This window comes from Streptomyces sp. NBC_01352 (assembly GCF_036237295.1).
Taxonomy (GTDB): domain Bacteria; phylum Actinomycetota; class Actinomycetes; order Streptomycetales; family Streptomycetaceae; genus Streptomyces; species Streptomyces plumbiresistens.
Genome location: NZ_CP108354.1, coordinates 5,256,663 through 5,271,661, shown reverse-complemented (window position 1 = coordinate 5,271,661; position 14,999 = coordinate 5,256,663). Strand labels below are relative to the sequence as shown.

Below are 14,999 nucleotides of genomic sequence, written 5' to 3'. Positions count from 1 at the left end.
GAACGCTGTACCGCTGAGAGAGGAGGGACGTCGAGGATGAGCACCAAGGACTTCATCGAGAAGGACTACTACAAGGTCCTCGGCGTCCCCAAGGACGCCACCGAGGCCGAGATCAAGAAGGCGTACCGGAAGCTCGCCCGCGAGTTCCACCCGGACGCCAACAAGGGCAACGCCAAGGCCGAGGACCGCTTCAAGGAGATCTCCGAGGCGAACGACATCCTCGGCGACCCCAAGAAGCGCAAGGAGTACGACGAGGCCCGCGCCCTCTTCGGCAACGGCGGCTTCCGCCCGGGGCCGGGCGCGGGCGGCGGCTCCTTCAACTTCGACCTGGGTGACCTCTTCGGAGGCGGCGCCCAGGGCGGCGGCGCAGGCGGAGGCCAAGGCGCCGGCGGCTTCGGCGGCGGCCTCGGTGACGTCTTCGGGGGCCTGTTCAACCGCGGCGGCGCGGGCACGGGCACGCGGACGCAGCCCCGGCGCGGCCAGGACATCGAGTCCGAGGTCACCCTCAGCTTCACCGAGGCGATCGAGGGCGCGACGGTCCCGCTGCGGATGTCCTCGCAGCAGCCCTGCAAGGCCTGTTCGGGCACCGGCGACAAGAACGGCACACCGCGCGTGTGCCCGACCTGCGTCGGCACCGGGCAGGTCGCCCGGGGCACCGGCGGGGGCTTCTCCCTCACCGACCCGTGCCCCGACTGCAAGGGCCGCGGCCTGATCGCCGAGCACCCCTGCCTCGACTGCAAGGGCAGCGGCCGGGCCAAGTCGTCCCGCACCATGCAGGTCCGCATCCCGGCCGGCGTCACCGACGGGCAGCGGATCCGGCTGCGCGGCAAGGGCGCACCGGGCGAGCGCGGCGGCCCGGCGGGCGATCTGTACGTCACCGTGCATGTCGACGCCCACCCGGTCTTCGGCCGCAAGGGCGACAACCTCACGGTGACGGTCCCGGTGACGTTCGCGGAGGCGGCGCTGGGCGGCGAGGTCAGGGTCCCGACCCTCGGCGGCCCTTCCGTCACCCTGAAGCTGCCCCCGGGCACGCCCAACGGCCGCACCATGCGCGCCCGCGGGAAGGGCGCGGTCCGCAAGGACGGAACCCGCGGAGATCTGTTGGTCACCGTCGAGGTGAGTGTTCCGAAGGACCTGACGGGGAATGCTCGTGAAGCGCTCGAGGCGTATCGCGAGGCAACCGCGGGTGAGGACCCGCGGGCGGAGCTGTTCCAGGCCGCGAAGGGAGCATGATCGAGATGGACGGTCGTCGACGCAATCCGTATGAGCTGACCGAGGAAACCCCGGTCTACGTCATCTCGGTGGCGGCCCAGCTCTCCGGTCTGCACCCGCAGACCCTGCGCCAGTACGACCGCCTCGGCCTGGTCTCCCCGGACCGCACCGCGGGCCGGGGCCGTCGCTACTCGGCCCGCGACATCGAACTGCTGCGCACCGTCCAGCAGTTGTCGCAGGACGAGGGCATCAACCTGGCCGGCATCAAGCGGATCATCGAACTGGAGAACCAGGTCGCCGCCCTCCAGTCCCGCGTGGCGGAACTGCAGTCGGCCCTGGACGGCGCGGCGGCCGCGATGCAGCAGCGCGAGGCCGCGGTCCACGCGTCGTACCGACGGGACCTGGTCCCGTACCAGGAGGTCCAGCAGACGAGTGCGCTGGTGGTGTGGCGGCCGAAGGGACGGCAGGCGTCGGACTGACAGCTGACGTAACTCGTGGAAGAGGGCCGGGTTTTCCCGGCCCTCTTCGCGTTTTCCCGGCGAGGACTTACGGCGTGGTGACCGCCCAGTCGCCCGCGGGCAGGGTCTCGGTGCCGTCGGCCTTCACACCGGTCAGCCAGTAGTACGAGATGGTCCCGCGCTCGGCCCCGGTGTCGAAGTACTCGATGGAACCGGCACCGAGATCGGCGATCTTCTCGTATGCCCCGGTGGCCGGGTTCCAGCGGTGGACGCGGTAGCCGCCGACGGCCTCGGGGGAGTCCTCACCGAGCCCGTACCACGTCAGACGGTTCCCCTCGTCGCCTTCCGCCCCGGTCGCCTCCAGGGTCAGCGGTGAGCCTTCGGGCGTCGCCACGCTCGGCGTCGTGTCGAGCTCGGTGACGGTCACGACCTGGGCCTCGCCGGTCCACTGGAAGGACGAGTTCCCGGCATCGTCGATGGCGTCGACGATGAAGCAGGTCTCCTCGCCGTCCGGGAGGAGGGCGTAGTCGTACGAGGTGGTGTCGGCCGACAGGTAGTAGCCCGGGTAGAGCGAGCAGACCCTCTCCTCCTCGTCGCCGAGGAGCTCGCCCCGGCGGACCACGTACCTCTCCAGGTCGGCGGTCGGGTTCGCGTCCCAGCGCAGCGCGAAGCCGTACTCGGTCGCGGTGACGCTCAGCCCGGTGACGGCGGACGGCGCGGTGAGGTCCACGCGACTGTCGCTGACGGCGGCGGACCGCGCGGACTCGTTGCCGGCCGCGTCGAGGGCGGTCACCCGGTAGTAGTAGGTGCTGCCCTCGACGGCCGAGGCGTCGACGTAGGACACCTGACTCGTCGTACTGCCGACCCTGCTGTACGTACCCTCCGCACTCGCCGCCCGGTACACCCGGTACGACGCCGCCCCCGAGACCGATCCCCAGCTGACCCGCAGCCCCTCCGACTCGGAGTCGGTGGTCAGTCCGGTGGGGGCGGCGGGTGCGGTGCGGTCGACGGTGGTCACGGCCTGGTCGGCGGTGCCCGTCGACTCGTTGCCTGCCTTGTCGTAGGCGCGGACCTCGTAGGAGTAGATCGCGCCGGTGACCGGAAGACCGGCGTCGGTGTACGAGGTCGAGGTGGTCGTCGCGAGCGGAGTACTGCCGTAGGAGGCCCCCTTCAGGCGCCGGTAGACGCGGTACCCGGCGAGGTCCATCTCCTTGTTCTTCGCCCAGGTGAGCTTCGCCTTGCCGGTGGCCTGGTCGTACGTGACCGAAGTGCCCGTCGGCGTCAGTGGCTTGACCGTGTCGACGGTCGCCGAGGTGCGGGGCGTGTAGCCGAACTTGACGTTGGCGGTGCCGGTCCAGTTGACGAAGTCGATGCGGAGGGTGTGTCTGCCGGAGGGGATCGTGATGTTGACGGTCTTCTTGACCGTCGTCGACACGTTCTTCCAGAGGTCGACCTTGCGGACGTTGTCGAGGTAGACGCGGATGCCGTCCTGCGCCTGGGCGGCGAAGGAGAACGGGCCGCCGGAGCCGAAGTCGCGTGTCACGGTCCAGCGGACGCCGAAGTTGTTCGACGGGAGGCCGGACGTCGGGGCGCCCGTGCCCCAGTTCTGGTCGACGGCGTTGTCGCAGTCCGTCTTCTTCGGCGTGCCGGAGAAGGTGGTGTTCGCGAAGAACTGCCGCTTGAAGACCGGCGAGGCGCAGGTCGTGGCGGCCGATGCCGGGGCGGCGAGGGCCGTGAGCAGGCCGCTCGCCGTCGCCAGGACGACGGCCGGCGCCGTGGCCCGCAGGGCGAGGTTTCTCATGCTCATGCTCCGCTCGGTGGGACCACGACGGGGGCGAGGCCGGAGAAGGCCTCCGAGCCGTTGGCGGCGACGGCCGAGACGAGGTAGTGGCTGGTCGTGGCCGACGGGGTGGTGAGGTCGGTGTAGGTGCGGGCGTCGGCGGCCAGGGGTACGTCGGTGAGGCGGACGTACTGGGCGGCCGCGCGGTCCCAGCGGTAGACGTGGAAGCCCGCGGTGGTGCAGTCGGCGGCGGTGCAGGTCCACGAGAGCTTCGCGTGGGCCGACTCGTCCGCAGCCGCGGTCAGGGACCAGGGCGCGGTCGGCTCGGGCGACTGCGACGGGGTGAGCTCGAACTCGTTGACAGCCACGTTGGCGACGTCGACGAGCGGGGAACCGCTTGTCGTGTAACGGGAGTTGTTGTACGTGTCCACCGCGTCCACGAAGTAGACCCAGTACTCGTCGTTCGGCACGTTGAGGTCGGTGAACGTGGTCGTCCCGGGCGGGAGGGTGGCCATCCACTCGTGGCCGCTGACGCCGCCGTCGGCGGGGGCCCGGTGCACGATGTACCGGGCGAGGTCCGGGGCAGGGCTCTCGTCCCACTCCAGGACCGTGCCGTACTCCGTGTTGGTGTGGGTGAGGCCGGTGACGGCCGGCGGCGGGGTGGTGTCGCGCAGGCCCGCCTGGACCGTGGCCGAGGGGGCCGACTCGCGGCCCGCGCTGTCGACGCTGGTGACGTAGTACCCGTAAGCCGTTCTCGCCGCGGCGGAGTAGTCCGTGCAGCCGTACTCCGGGTAGTAGTCGGCCTCGTTGCCCACCCGGTACGTCTCGCAGGTGACCAGGGCCGGGACGGCGTCCGCGTCGGACAGCTCCCAGCGGTAGGCCCGGTACTGCGTGGGCGCCGCCTTCGACGTCTTCCAGCGCAGGGTGATCCCGGTCTCCTCCGCGTTCGTGCCCGGGGACTCCATGGTGGGCACGGCAAGCGGCCGGGCGAGGGGGACGACCTGCGAGGTGGCGGTGTTGCCGGCGGCGTCCTTGGCGACGACCTTGTAGTACGAGGTCTCCCCGTAGGGCGCGGTCTCGTCGGTGCGGCTCGACCCGTAGGAGACGCCGAGCTTCTCGTACGTCCCGTCGGCGGACGCGGCCCGGTAGACGTCGTACGTCACGCCGTACGTGTCGTCCTGCCAGTCCAGCTCGACTCCGAGGACCGGGTCGTCGGTCGCGGACAGGACCGGCGTCAGCGGGGCCGTCCTGTCGACGGTGGTGACGAGCTTGTCTGCGCTGCCCGCCGACTCGTTGCCGGCCTTGTCCACGGCGCGGACCTCGTAGTAGTACGCGGCACCGGTCGGCGCGAGCGTCTCGGTGAACGAGGTGCCCGTGACCAGGTAGCCGCCGCTGACCTTGTGGTAGTCCTCGCTGCCTTTCAGGCGCCGGTAGACCTGGTAGCCCGCGAGGTCCATCTCCTTGTTCTTCGCCCAGGTGAGTTTCGCCTTGCCGGTGGCCTGGTCGTACGTGACCGAAGTGCCCGTCGGGGCGAGCGGCTTGACCGTGTCGACGGTGGCCGAGGTGCGGGGCGTGTAGGCGAAGGAGACGTTCGCGGTGCCGGTCCAGTTGACGAAGTCGACGCGGAGGGTGTGCCTGCCGGAGGGGATCGTGACGTTGACGGTCTTCTTGACCGTCGTCGACACGTTCTTCCAGAGGTCGACCTTGCGGACGTTGTCCAGGTAGACGCGGATACCGTCCTGGGCGGAGACCGGCAGGGCGAACGGCCCACCGGAGCCGAAGTCGCGTGTCACGGTCCAGCGGACGCCGAAGTTGTTCGACGGCAGCCCTGAGGCGGGGGCGCCCGTGCCCCAGTTCTGGGCGATCTTCGAGTCACAGTCCGTTTTCTTCGGCGTACCGGAGAAGGTGGTGTTCGCGAAGAACTGCCGCTTGAAGACCGGCGAGGCGCAGGTCGTCGCGGCGGACGCGGGGGCGGTGACGACGGTGAGCAGGCCGCCCGCGGTGGCGAGCACGACGGCGGTCGCGGCCGCCATGGTCGTGCGTCTGGCTGAGTTCATTCGGTCCTCTGGTCGTGATCAGAGCGGCAGAGGCAGCCGCTGTGATCATCGACTCGTGAGGAATGGAGTTGGTTGTACGGATCTTTGCCCTTCCAAGGGGGTGCGTTCGATGGAGAGTCCGTAAAGGGCGTTTGGAGGGGTTTCCGCCATGTCTTCACAAGCAAAGCGGAGCGTGGCGTTGCGCACTCGTTAAGTGGTTCCGCTTGACGCTGAGGGAGGTCGACGCGTTGGCTTTTCAGTCACATGGGCAGCATGCTGCGCCCGCGTCCGGAAAGCACCAGAAGTGAGCTCCCCAATGCGTCGTATCGCCATATCCGTGGCCGCGTCCACGATGACCCTCTCGCTGTCCGCCTGCGGCGCGCTCGGGGTGACCGGGACCAGCAGCGAGGCGAGCCCGACCAAGGGGAACGACATCACCGTCGGCGTCCTGATGCCCGAGAAGACGAACACGCGGTACGAGGAGTTCGACTACCCCATCATCAAGGCGAAGGTCGCCTCCCTCACCGAGAACAAGGGCAAGACCGTCTACGCCAACGGCGAGGCGGACCCGGACAAGCAGGTCGCCCAGATGCAGCAGATGATCGACGACCAGGTCGACGTCATCCTGCTGGACGCCGTCGACTCGCACGCCATCGCCGAGATGGTGCAGAAGGCCAAGGACGCGAGCATTCCGGTCATCGCCTACGACCGCCTGGCCGAGGGCCCGATCGACGCGTACGTCTCCTTCGACAACGAGCAGGTCGGCGAGGTCCAGGGCCGCTCGCTCATCGAGGCGCTGGGCCAGGATGCCGACACCTCCGACAAGATCGTCATGATGAACGGCTCGCCCACCGACCCGAACGCCGGGCAGTTCAAGGCGGGCGCGCGCTCCGAGCTGGAGGGCAAGGTGACGATCGCCGAGTCGTTCGACACCAAGGGCTGGAGCCCGGAGGTCGCCGAGTCCAACATGGCCGAGGCGCTCGAAAAGATCGGCAAGGACAACATCGCCGCCGTCTACTCCGCCAACGACGCCATGGCCGGCGGCATCATCAAGGCCCTGGAGGACGGTGGCGTCACCAAGCTGCCGCCGATCACCGGCCAGGACGCGGAACTCTCCGCCGTGCAGCGGATCGTCTCGGGCGAGCAGTACATGAGCGTCTACAAGCCGTACCCGCAGGAGGCCGAGGCCGCCGCGGAGATGGCCGTCGCCAAGATCCAGGGCAAGGACATCAAGTTCGACGCCCTCGCCTCCGACAAGGTGGACAGCCCCACCCACAAGGACATCTCCGCCCAGCTGGTCCCGGTGGTGGCCCTGACGAAGGCCAACATCAAGTCAACGGTCGTCGCGGACGGCATCTACAAGGTGTCCGACATCTGCACGAGCGACTTCAAGGCGGACTGTGAGTCGATCGGGCTGAAGTAGGGGGTAGGGGACGCCGAGGGGACGGAGTCAGGGGCGCTTCGCGTCGGCTGCTGCGCCGATGGCCCTTCGGGCCGTCGTCAAGCGATTCTCGTCCCCTGCGGGATGTCGGCGAGCTTGGGCAGCAGGAGTGCCGCCGCGGCGATGTCGGAGGTGAGGTCGCGGTCGGCCATCTCCGGCGTCAGGTCGTCGAAGAGATCGTCCAACCGCACACCGCGCAATCGCAACGCGCGTACGGCGGCCACGAGTTCACACGCCAGCACCGTCCGGTAGTCGTCCGCAGCGGTCAATGCCTGCCGCGCACCGTGCGAAGCGAAACTCGCGTCCTCCTCGACGCCGCGCGACAGCGTCACGGTCTGGACCGCCGTCGGCATGGCGAGGGCTCTCAGCGAGCCGAGCGCGGAGGCCGCGACGTACTCGCAGGCCATCACACCCGACGCACCTCCAGCCCCCGCCCCGAGGAACGGCGCCAATCCGGTGAACGCGGGCTCGGTGAGCATGGACACTCTGGCCATGGCCAGCTGCGCCGACTGGGCTGCCGCCGAGACGATCGCATCGGCTGCCTGCGCCAGGTACGCGGCGTGGAAGCCACCGTGATGGGCAACACCGTGACCGTGCAACAGTGCGGGATTCTCGGACGGTGCGTTCGCCATACGGCAGACGACGACGTCGAGGTGGGAGAGGGCGTCGATGAACGCGCCGTGCACCTGCGGCATGCTGCGCAGTCCCAGCGGGTCCTGGATGCGCGTGGGTGCTGTTACCGGGGAGATGAGCCGGCGCATCGACCGGCACACCTCGCGTGCCCCGCTGAACGGCGTCACTTGCTCGACGACCTCGGCGAACGCCTCAGGATTGCCATCCACCGCCGCGAACGTCAGCGCCGCCACCGTGATCGCGGACCGTGACAACGAAGCGAGCGAGGCGTGGGCGAGCGCCGCATCTCCGATCGCGGCGGCGTTGCTGTTGATGACCGGCATGGCGTCCTTCGGGTCGCACACGACCGGTGCCGGCAGCGCCGTGGAGGTGGGCACCTCTCCGAGCAGTGCGAGGATGGTGACCGCGAGCGCCGGGAGGTCACCGGTGCCGATGCTGCCCACCTCGCGCACGGGCGGCAGCGCGTTGGCCGAGAGCATGACCACCAAGCCGTCGAGGAGATCAGGCGCCGCCCCGCTGCCTCCGGCGGCGAGTTGATTGACGCGTACGGCCAGCATCGCGCGTATGCGTTCCGGGCTCCGGAGCGGCCCCGCGGACGTGGCGTGGCTGCGCAGGAGGGCCAGCGCATGTGCGTCCGCATCGTCGATGGCGATGTCGCGATTGGCGCCCACACCCGTCGATCTGCCGTACACCATGCGCTCGGCGCTGATCTGCACCGCGTGTTCGAAGGATCGCGCAGCCCGTGATCGCGCCTCGTCGGCGAGCCGGACAGATGCCTCCCCGTATGCGAGGGCCGCGATGTCGGAACTGTTCAGATTGACGCCGTCGACGGTGATCAACACGCCTCCAGTCGATACCGGGAGAGCAGGCTCGGAACGGTGCCGGATCCACCGCCATTCCGGCCACGTCCTGATGGGCGCGGGCCACCGTGGAGCAACCTCGTAGCTCCGGCCGCCGTGTCCGACCTGTTCAGTCGGCGTCCGTGACGTACTTGATCAGGGCGGCGAGGCTGGCGGGGGCAGTGGTCAGGATGACGTCCGGGGTGTCGCTCTCGCGGAGGCGGATCGTTCCGTCGGGGGCGGTGGCGACGTAGAGGCATTCGCCTTGAGGGCCGCCGCTGAACGTCGATTTCTGCCAGGTGAGTTCGGGCATCCGGGCCTCCTCAAAGGGTGTACAGCACGTGCTGGATGAGGGCCAGCGAGTCCTTCACGGAGTGTGCTTCCGGGGCCAACGATACGTCGATGGGAGCGAGGGCGTGCTCGGTGAGGCGCTCGAACAGTGCGCTGTACTGGGTCAAGCCGTCGCGATCGCCCAAGTATCGGAATCCTGAGGGGTATTCGAGGACCACTGTGCCAAGGTCGGGTACCTCGGGGATGGCGTGAACGAAGTTGCCGGTAAGGGCTGCGTGCGGCTGAGAGGTGAACGGGTAGATCTGGATGGTCACGTTGGGCAGACGGGCCAGTTCGACGAGGTGGAGCAGCTGATCCCGCAGCACCTCGGTGCCGCCGAACCTCATGTGCAACGCGGACTCGTGGATGACGGCGTGGACGGACGGCGGGTCGGCCCGCGTCAGGACGTGCTGCCGTTCCATGCGGAACCGCAAAGCCTCCCCGACGTTGGCGAAGTCCAGGTCAGGGCTGGCGAATAGGGCACGGGCGTAGTCGGCCGTTTGGAACAAGCCCGGGATGAGCAGCGATTGGTGCATGCGTAGGGCGACCGCGCCGGCCTCTAGTTCCGCCAGGTTCAGTGGCCCCTGTTCCATGGGCTTCTTGTAGGCGGTCCACCAGCCTTTGCCAGTCGCCTCGGACATGGTGACAAGAGCCTCGATGTACGTCTCATCTTTGCACCCATAGAGATGACACAGCTCGCGGAGTCGCTCCGTCAGGATCGTGGTCTTCGCCGTCTCGATCTGGCTCAGATGGGCCCGTCCCATGCCGATCCGCTCGGCAGCCTCACCTGCGCTGAATCCCGCTTGTTCGCGCAGTTGTTTGAGTTCGAAGCCGAGTCGGCGCTGGCGTTCGGTGATGGTGGTGCGCAGTCCCACGGGTAACTCCTTGTCCGGTCGCCCAAAGTCTCCCCGGAGTGGGTGAGTTCGTCCATCGATCCGGCAAGCAGCTTGAAAATTGTAAACCCACACCTCTACCGTGAGTGCGGGATCAGTCACGCACCGAAACCATCCAACTTCCCCTGCCCATAAGCCGACAGAGCACCCGCACCCGGGCACCGCCATCGCCGGGCAAGGCCACCCACTCCCACCCCACAGGAGTCCTCATGAATCCCGCCCGAACCCCAGCCCACCGCCCCACCCAACTCACCCACGAATACAGCTTGTTCGCCCCCGCCGATGCCACCGCCCCCCGCCTCTGCCGTGACTTCGTACGTGCCGTCCTCTTCACCCACGACCGGGAACCCCTCGTCATGCCCGCCGCCCTGTGCACCTCGGAACTCGTCACCAACGTCCACCTGCACACCAAGGGCATCGCCATGCTCCGCGTCCGTCTCACCCCCGCCCGCTTCCACGTGAGCGTCTTCGACGAGAGCCCCGACCCGCCCGTCGTCACGCACCCCGCCGCCGGGGCGGTCGCCTGTTGGGGGAGAGGGCTCGCCCTCGTCGCCGAGATGGCGGACACGTGGGGTGTCGCCGCGGAACGGGCGGGGCGGTTCGCCAAGGGCGTGTGGTTCGAGCTGGGTGGGAGCGGTGGCTCGTTCCGCTCTCACTCGAGGTGATGCCGTCATGACCAGCCTGGACAAGGTCCTGTGGCGAGTGTGGAAGGCGATGGAACTCCCCGAGGGGTACCGCGCCGAGATCATCGAAGGAGTCATCGAGGTGTCGCCCACCGGACACTTTTCCCATGCCCGAGTCGTCAACCGCCTGCGGGACGCCCTGGGGGCCGTTCTGGAAGGCGGTGAGCAAGGTGCCTGGAACGCCGCGTACGTGATCCACGAACGCGCGGCGTGGATTCCGGACGTGCTCGTCGCCCCACGTGACCCGGATCCCTCCAAGGCGGGGGCCGGCATCAAGGCCTCAGAGGTCCAGCTGATCGTCGAAGTCGTCTCCCCCGGCAAGCGCAGCCAAGACCGCGACCGCCTCCGCAAGCGCCGCGAATACGCCCGCGCCGGCATCCCCGTCTACGTCCTCATCGACGACTACGACGACCAGGGCGCCGTCACCCTCTTCACCGGCCCCCGCCCCGACCAGGCCGACTGGGAGGACATCCACCGCGTCCCCTACGGCACCGAAGTCACCATCCCCGAAGGCCCGGCCAAGGGCTTCGTGATCGGGGAAGCGATCACCGGCCCGAAGCGGGGCTGACACGCACCGCGGCTGATCGCGTCCGTTTTGTTCAAGACTGCGTCGGCAGCGGTTCCTACCGTCGAAGTCATGGAAACCAACACCTCAACCTCGCGGCACATCAGCACACACATCGACCGCCCCGCCAACGAGGTCTACGACTACGCCTCGGACCCCACCAACTGGCCCGAGTGGGCTCACGGACTGGGAAGCAGCATCGAGAAGATCGACGGTCAGTGGATCGCGGAGTCGACGTCCCTGGGACGGGTCGTGGTCGCCTTCGCGGAGAAGAACGAGTTCGGCGTACTCGATCACGACGTGACCCTGCCGTCGGGCGAGGTCATCCACAACCCGGTGCGCGTGATCGCCGACGGCGCCGGGTGCGAGGTCGTGTTCACCCTTCGCCGGCGGCCCGAGATGAGCGACGAGGACTTCCAGCGCGACGCGGATGCCGTCCTCGCCGATCTCACCACGCTCAAGCGGCTCATGGAGCGCGCATAGCGTCGTCCCCGCCGCCGACCCGTTCCGACAGGCGGCGCAGGCAAGAGGCGGGGAACTGTCCTCACCTCACCCGAGTGAACTCCACAGTCACCTCCGGCAACCCCCCAGCCACCCCCCGATAAACCCCCTTGTGCGGCGTCACGTCGTCATAGTCCCGCCCCCGCCCCACCACCACATGCGACTCGTCGGCCCGTGTCCGGTTGGTGGGGTCGTAGCCGCACCAGTCGCCTGCCCAGTACTCGACCCAGGCGTGGCTCTGGCCGGCGACGGGGCGGTGGAGTTCCGCGTCTCGTTCGGGGTGGAGGTAGCCGGAGACGTAGCGCGTGGGGAGGCCGAGGCCCCTCAGGAGGGCGAGGGTGACGTGGGCGATGTCCTGGCAGACGCCCGCGCCCTGTTCCCAGGCCTCGGCGGCGGAGGTGGTCACCCCGGTGGAGCCGGGGAGGTAGGAGACGCGGTCGGCGACCAGGGCCGAGACGGTGGCGGCCGTCTCGTGCGGGTCGAGGCCGGCCGACGCGGCCCTCGCCTGCTCGATCAGGTCGGCGGGGAGTGTCGTACGGGGAGTCTCGTCCGCGAACTCCAGGAGGCGGGAGCGTGCGGTGTTGGCGGCGATCTCCGGCCAGTCCGGGGGCTGGGGGAGAGGGCCCGGCGCGTGGGTCTCGACCAGGCTGGAGGCGGTGATGGTCAGGTCGGCGTGCGGGTCCATCAGGTCGAAGCCGGTGACCTGGGTGCCCCAGTAGTCCCAGTACGACCAGGTGGTGGCCGTCGGGCTGACGGTGACCCGGGAGTCCAGCGTGGTCTGGCCGGGCAGCGTCAGCGGGGTCATGCGGACCTCGTTGTGCGAGGAGACCGCGGCCTGGGCGTAGGAGACCCGGGTGACGTGCCGGATGCGCAGGCGGCGCATGCCCTGGGTGGTCATCGTGGTCGTCGTCGTCATCTCAGGCTCCTTCTGTGGCCCACTCGACGGGGCCCTGGTAGGGGAAGAACCGCTCGGCCACGCCGTCCGCGGACGCCATGCAGGCCTGCTGCAGGTCGCGGAGGAGGTGCGGGAGCTGGTCTTCCAGTGCCTGGGAGTCCAGGTACTCGAGGCGGGTGCGCATCCGGCCGATCGGGCGGCGCGCCGGGTCCTGGCGGGGGCGGCCGAGCGCGGCCAGGCACTCCTCCGCCGTCGTCAGGGCGTGCAGCGCGGAGCGCGGGAACTCGCGGTCCATGAGCAGGAATTCGGCCACCCGCGGGGTGTCGCCGAAGCCGCTGTGCACGCGCGCGTACGCCTCGTCGGCGCCGGACGCGCTGAGCAGGGTCGGCCAGTCGGGCGCGTGCGCCGCGTCGAGTACGCGCACGGACAGCAGTCGTACGGTCATGTCCACCCGTTCCAGGCTCCGGCCCAGGACGACGAACCGCCAGCTGTCGTCGCGGCTCATGGTGGAGTCGGCCAGGCCGAAGAAGAGGGCCGCCCGGCGGCGTACCAGTTCCAGGTAGGCGTAGGGGCCGGTGCGGCGGGCCGCCAGCCGCTGGTCCGCCAGCGCGTGCCAGGTGGAGTTCAGGCACTCCCACATCTCGGAGGACACGGCCTCGCGGGCGCTCCTCGCATTCAGCCGGGCCGCGCCGAGCGCGCCCTCGATGGAGCAGGTGGAGCGGGCGTCGAAGGCCAGCTGGTCCAGGACCTGCTGCATGTCGACGCGCTGCTCGCCCGCGTCGACGCCGAGGATCGCGTACAGCGACCGGCAGGCCACGTCCTCGTCGCGCCAGGGGTCCTCCAGCATGCGGTGCAGGTAGGCGTCGAGGATGCGGCCGGTGTTGTCCGCGCGCTCGACATACCGTCCGGTCCAGGTGAGGGCCTCGGCTATCCGGGACAGGATCACGTCGTTCACTGCTGGTGCGCCCCTTCCTGTACGACGGCGGGGGCGCCGTCGGGTCCGAGCTGGCGGGGTGCCACGGCGGGCACCGAGCCGTTGCCGACCGGGGCGGGCTGCTGCGCGGGCCCCTCGGCGAGCACCCAGGTGTCCTTGGAGCCGCCGCCCTGGCTGGAGTTGACGATCAGGTTGCCCTCCTGGAGGGCGACGCGGGTCAGGCCGCCGGGCAGGACCCAGACGTCGTTGCCGTCGTTGACGGCGAAGGGCCGTAGGTCTATGTGGCGCGGCGCCATGCGTTCGCCCGCGAGGGTGGGGGAGGTCGACAGGGCGACGGGGCGCTGGGCGATGAAGCCGCGGGGGTCGGCGATGACGGCCGCGCGGGTGCGTTCGAGGGTCTCGCGGTCGGCCTTCGGTCCGATGACGATGCCCTGGCCGCCGGCGCCGTCGACGGGCTTGATGACCAGCTGGTCGATCTGGTCGAGGACGGCGTCCAGCTGGCCGGGTGCGTCCGGACGGAAGGACTCCACATTGGGAAGAATCGGTTCTTCGGAGAGGTAGTACCGGATCAGGTCCGGCACGTACGTGTAGAGCAGCTTGTCGTCCGCGATGCCGTTGCCGACGGCGTTGGCGAGCGTGACGTTCCCCGCCAGGGCGGCGCCCATGATGCCGGGGCAGCCGATCACCGAGTCCGGGCGGAAGTGCAGCGGGTCGAGGAAGTCGTCGTCCAGGCGCCGGTATACGACATGGACGGGTACCTCGCCGCGGGTGGTCCGCATCCACACCCGGTTGCCGCGGCAGGCGAGGTCGTGCCCCTCGACCAGCTGCACGCCCATCAGCCGGGCGAGCAGCGCGTGTTCGAAGTAGGCGGCGTTGCTCGGCCCGGGGGTCAGGACGACCACCCGCGGGTCCTGGGTGCCGTCGGGCGCGGCGGCGCGCAGGGCGGCGAGCAGGCGCTGGGCGTATCCGTCGACGGGGACGACGTGCTGCTCGGCGAAGAGGGACGGGAAGATCCGGGTCATCGCGCGCCGGTTCTCGATGACGTACGAGACCCCGCTGGGCACGCGCACGTTGTCCTCGAGGACCCGGAAGTCCCCGGCCTCGTCCCGGACGAGATCGATGCCGGCGACGTGGATGCGTACGCCTCCCGGGGGCTCGACCCCATGGGCCGCACGGTGGAAGTGGGGGGAGTTGAGGAGCAGCCGCCAGGGCACGACCCCGTCCTCGAAGGCACGGGCGGGCCCGTAGGCGTCGGAGAGGTAGGCCTCCAGGGCCCTGACTCTCTGGCTCACCCCGCGTTGTATGAGATCCCATTCCAGGGCGTCCAGGATCCTGGGCACGAGGTCCAGCGGCCAGGGCCGCTCCTCGCCCGCGAAGGCGTAGGTCACTCCTCGGTCGGTGAACGCTCTGGCCATCTGGTCGGCCCGGAAGCGCAGTTCGCTCGGCTCGATCGGCTGAAGTGCCGCCAGCACCGGCTCATAGGCGGTCCTGACCTCACCCGGCCGCTCAAACATCTCGTCCCACGCGTCGGCCAACGCGTACGCGTCAAATATGTCCGCCATGGCCTGACGTTAGAGGCGGGACGTAACGCGACGATCACTCGGGCATTTCCGGGAGCTCACGCGGAACAAGGGTGCGGGTGGGGTGCTCGGGGCGAGTGGCGCCGCGGAGTGTCATGGCTGTGGCGGCGCGGGTTCCGCCGGGTGCCCGGCGGGTACTGAACACCACCGTCAGCTTGTTGCAACCCGACTGGCGGAGGCGTGGATTTAGTGGGGCATACCGGTGTTTTCTCCCTGCTG

14 protein-coding genes are annotated in these 14,999 nt (G+C 69.4%); 6 read left to right on the top strand and 8 right to left on the bottom strand.

From position 1 onward, the window contains the following. The first annotated feature begins 36 nt into the window (after window positions 1-36). Window positions 37-1,233: a molecular chaperone DnaJ gene (gene dnaJ / locus OG252_RS24450; RefSeq protein ID WP_266436276.1), complete on the top strand. Its 1,197-nt coding sequence runs from the start codon at window positions 37-39 to the stop codon at window positions 1,231-1,233. A gap of 5 nt (window positions 1,234-1,238) precedes the next feature. Beyond that, window positions 1,239-1,691 carry a heat shock protein transcriptional repressor HspR gene (locus tag OG252_RS24445; RefSeq protein ID WP_266448262.1) on the top strand — a complete coding sequence of 151 codons (453 nt, stop codon included), beginning with the start codon at window positions 1,239-1,241 and terminating at the stop codon, window positions 1,689-1,691. Between the two features lie 67 nt (window positions 1,692-1,758). Here OG252_RS24445 and OG252_RS24440 read toward each other — a convergent pair whose 3' ends face one another. Together OG252_RS24440 and OG252_RS24435 are read right to left on the bottom strand one after the other, a co-directional pair. Beyond that, a complete protein-coding gene (locus tag OG252_RS24440) occupies window positions 1,759-3,477 on the bottom strand; it encodes a PA14 domain-containing protein (RefSeq protein ID WP_329338679.1) in 1,719 nt (572 codons plus the stop codon). Then, entirely contained in the window at window positions 3,474-5,507 is a 2,034-nt protein-coding gene (locus OG252_RS24435; protein WP_329338677.1) for a PA14 domain-containing protein, read from the bottom strand. The genes OG252_RS24440 and OG252_RS24435 overlap by 4 nt, the downstream gene beginning before the upstream one ends. Window positions 5,508-5,802: 295 nt before the next feature. On the opposite strand from OG252_RS24435, the gene OG252_RS24430 reads away from it, so the two are divergent. Continuing rightward, window positions 5,803-6,909: a sugar ABC transporter substrate-binding protein gene (locus OG252_RS24430; protein ID WP_329338675.1), complete on the top strand. Its 1,107-nt coding sequence runs from the start codon at window positions 5,803-5,805 to the stop codon at window positions 6,907-6,909. A 77-nt stretch (window positions 6,910-6,986) separates the two neighbouring features. Here the strand turns inward: OG252_RS24430 and OG252_RS24425 are convergent, their stop codons facing one another. From OG252_RS24425 to OG252_RS24415, 3 genes are all read right to left on the bottom strand, one after another. Then, window positions 6,987-8,402 carry an aromatic amino acid lyase gene (locus OG252_RS24425; RefSeq protein WP_266436269.1) on the bottom strand — a complete coding sequence of 472 codons (1,416 nt, stop codon included), beginning with the start codon at window positions 8,400-8,402 and terminating at the stop codon, window positions 6,987-6,989. Window positions 8,403-8,529: 127 nt separating this feature from the next. Beyond that, on the bottom strand, window positions 8,530-8,712 hold the full coding sequence (locus tag OG252_RS24420; RefSeq protein ID WP_329338673.1) for a DUF397 domain-containing protein: 183 nt from the start codon (window positions 8,710-8,712) through the stop codon (window positions 8,530-8,532). Between the two features lie 10 nt (window positions 8,713-8,722). Next, entirely contained in the window at window positions 8,723-9,604 is an 882-nt protein-coding gene (locus OG252_RS24415) for a helix-turn-helix domain-containing protein (RefSeq protein WP_329338672.1), read from the bottom strand. 227 nt (window positions 9,605-9,831) lie between these two features. Between OG252_RS24415 and OG252_RS24410 the strand changes: the two genes are divergently transcribed. The 3 genes from OG252_RS24410 to OG252_RS24400 all read left to right on the top strand — a co-directional run bounded on the left by OG252_RS24410 (window position 9,832) and on the right by OG252_RS24400 (window position 11,353). Then, window positions 9,832-10,287 (top strand): ATP-binding protein, encoded by a 456-nt coding sequence (locus tag OG252_RS24410; protein ID WP_329338671.1) that lies wholly within the window; start codon window positions 9,832-9,834, stop codon window positions 10,285-10,287. A 7-nt stretch (window positions 10,288-10,294) separates the two neighbouring features. Beyond that, complete coding sequence (locus tag OG252_RS24405; RefSeq protein WP_329338670.1) at window positions 10,295-10,873, top strand: Uma2 family endonuclease; 579 nt, start codon at window positions 10,295-10,297, stop codon at window positions 10,871-10,873. Between the two features lie 69 nt (window positions 10,874-10,942). Next, a complete protein-coding gene (locus tag OG252_RS24400) occupies window positions 10,943-11,353 on the top strand; it encodes an SRPBCC family protein (RefSeq protein ID WP_329338669.1) in 411 nt (136 codons plus the stop codon). Window positions 11,354-11,414: 61 nt separating this feature from the next. On the opposite strand, the gene OG252_RS24395 is transcribed toward OG252_RS24400, so the two are convergent. The 3 genes from OG252_RS24395 to OG252_RS24385 are packed head-to-tail and all read right to left on the bottom strand — an operon-like array spanning window position 11,415 to window position 14,762. Next, entirely contained in the window at window positions 11,415-12,287 is an 873-nt protein-coding gene (locus tag OG252_RS24395; protein ID WP_406494294.1) for a transglutaminase family protein, read from the bottom strand. 1 nt (window position 12,288) lies between these two features. Next, a complete protein-coding gene (locus OG252_RS24390; RefSeq protein ID WP_266436259.1) occupies window positions 12,289-13,221 on the bottom strand; it encodes an alpha-E domain-containing protein in 933 nt (310 codons plus the stop codon). Then, complete coding sequence (locus OG252_RS24385; RefSeq protein ID WP_266436257.1) at window positions 13,218-14,762, bottom strand: circularly permuted type 2 ATP-grasp protein; 1,545 nt, start codon at window positions 14,760-14,762, stop codon at window positions 13,218-13,220. Before OG252_RS24385 ends, OG252_RS24390 begins: the two co-directional genes overlap by 4 nt. Window positions 14,763-14,999 lie beyond the last annotated feature (237 nt).

Coding starts and splice junctions, on each gene's coding strand:
- OG252_RS24435 (WP_329338677.1), bottom strand. CDS start 5,507: ATGAACTCAGCCAGACGCACGACCATGGCGGCCGCGACCGCCGTCGTG.
- OG252_RS24420 (WP_329338673.1), bottom strand. CDS start 8,712: ATGCCCGAACTCACCTGGCAGAAATCGACGTTCAGCGGCGGCCCTCAA.
- OG252_RS24445 (WP_266448262.1), top strand. CDS start 1,239: ATGGACGGTCGTCGACGCAATCCGTATGAGCTGACCGAGGAAACCCCG.
- OG252_RS24400 (WP_329338669.1), top strand. CDS start 10,943: ATGGAAACCAACACCTCAACCTCGCGGCACATCAGCACACACATCGAC.
- OG252_RS24385 (WP_266436257.1), bottom strand. CDS start 14,762: ATGGCGGACATATTTGACGCGTACGCGTTGGCCGACGCGTGGGACGAG.
- OG252_RS24440 (WP_329338679.1), bottom strand. CDS start 3,477: ATGAGCATGAGAAACCTCGCCCTGCGGGCCACGGCGCCGGCCGTCGTC.
- dnaJ (WP_266436276.1), top strand. CDS start 37: ATGAGCACCAAGGACTTCATCGAGAAGGACTACTACAAGGTCCTCGGC.
- OG252_RS24430 (WP_329338675.1), top strand. CDS start 5,803: ATGCGTCGTATCGCCATATCCGTGGCCGCGTCCACGATGACCCTCTCG.
- OG252_RS24405 (WP_329338670.1), top strand. CDS start 10,295: ATGACCAGCCTGGACAAGGTCCTGTGGCGAGTGTGGAAGGCGATGGAA.
- OG252_RS24410 (WP_329338671.1), top strand. CDS start 9,832: ATGAATCCCGCCCGAACCCCAGCCCACCGCCCCACCCAACTCACCCAC.
- OG252_RS24395 (WP_406494294.1), bottom strand. CDS start 12,287: ATGACGACGACGACCACGATGACCACCCAGGGCATGCGCCGCCTGCGC.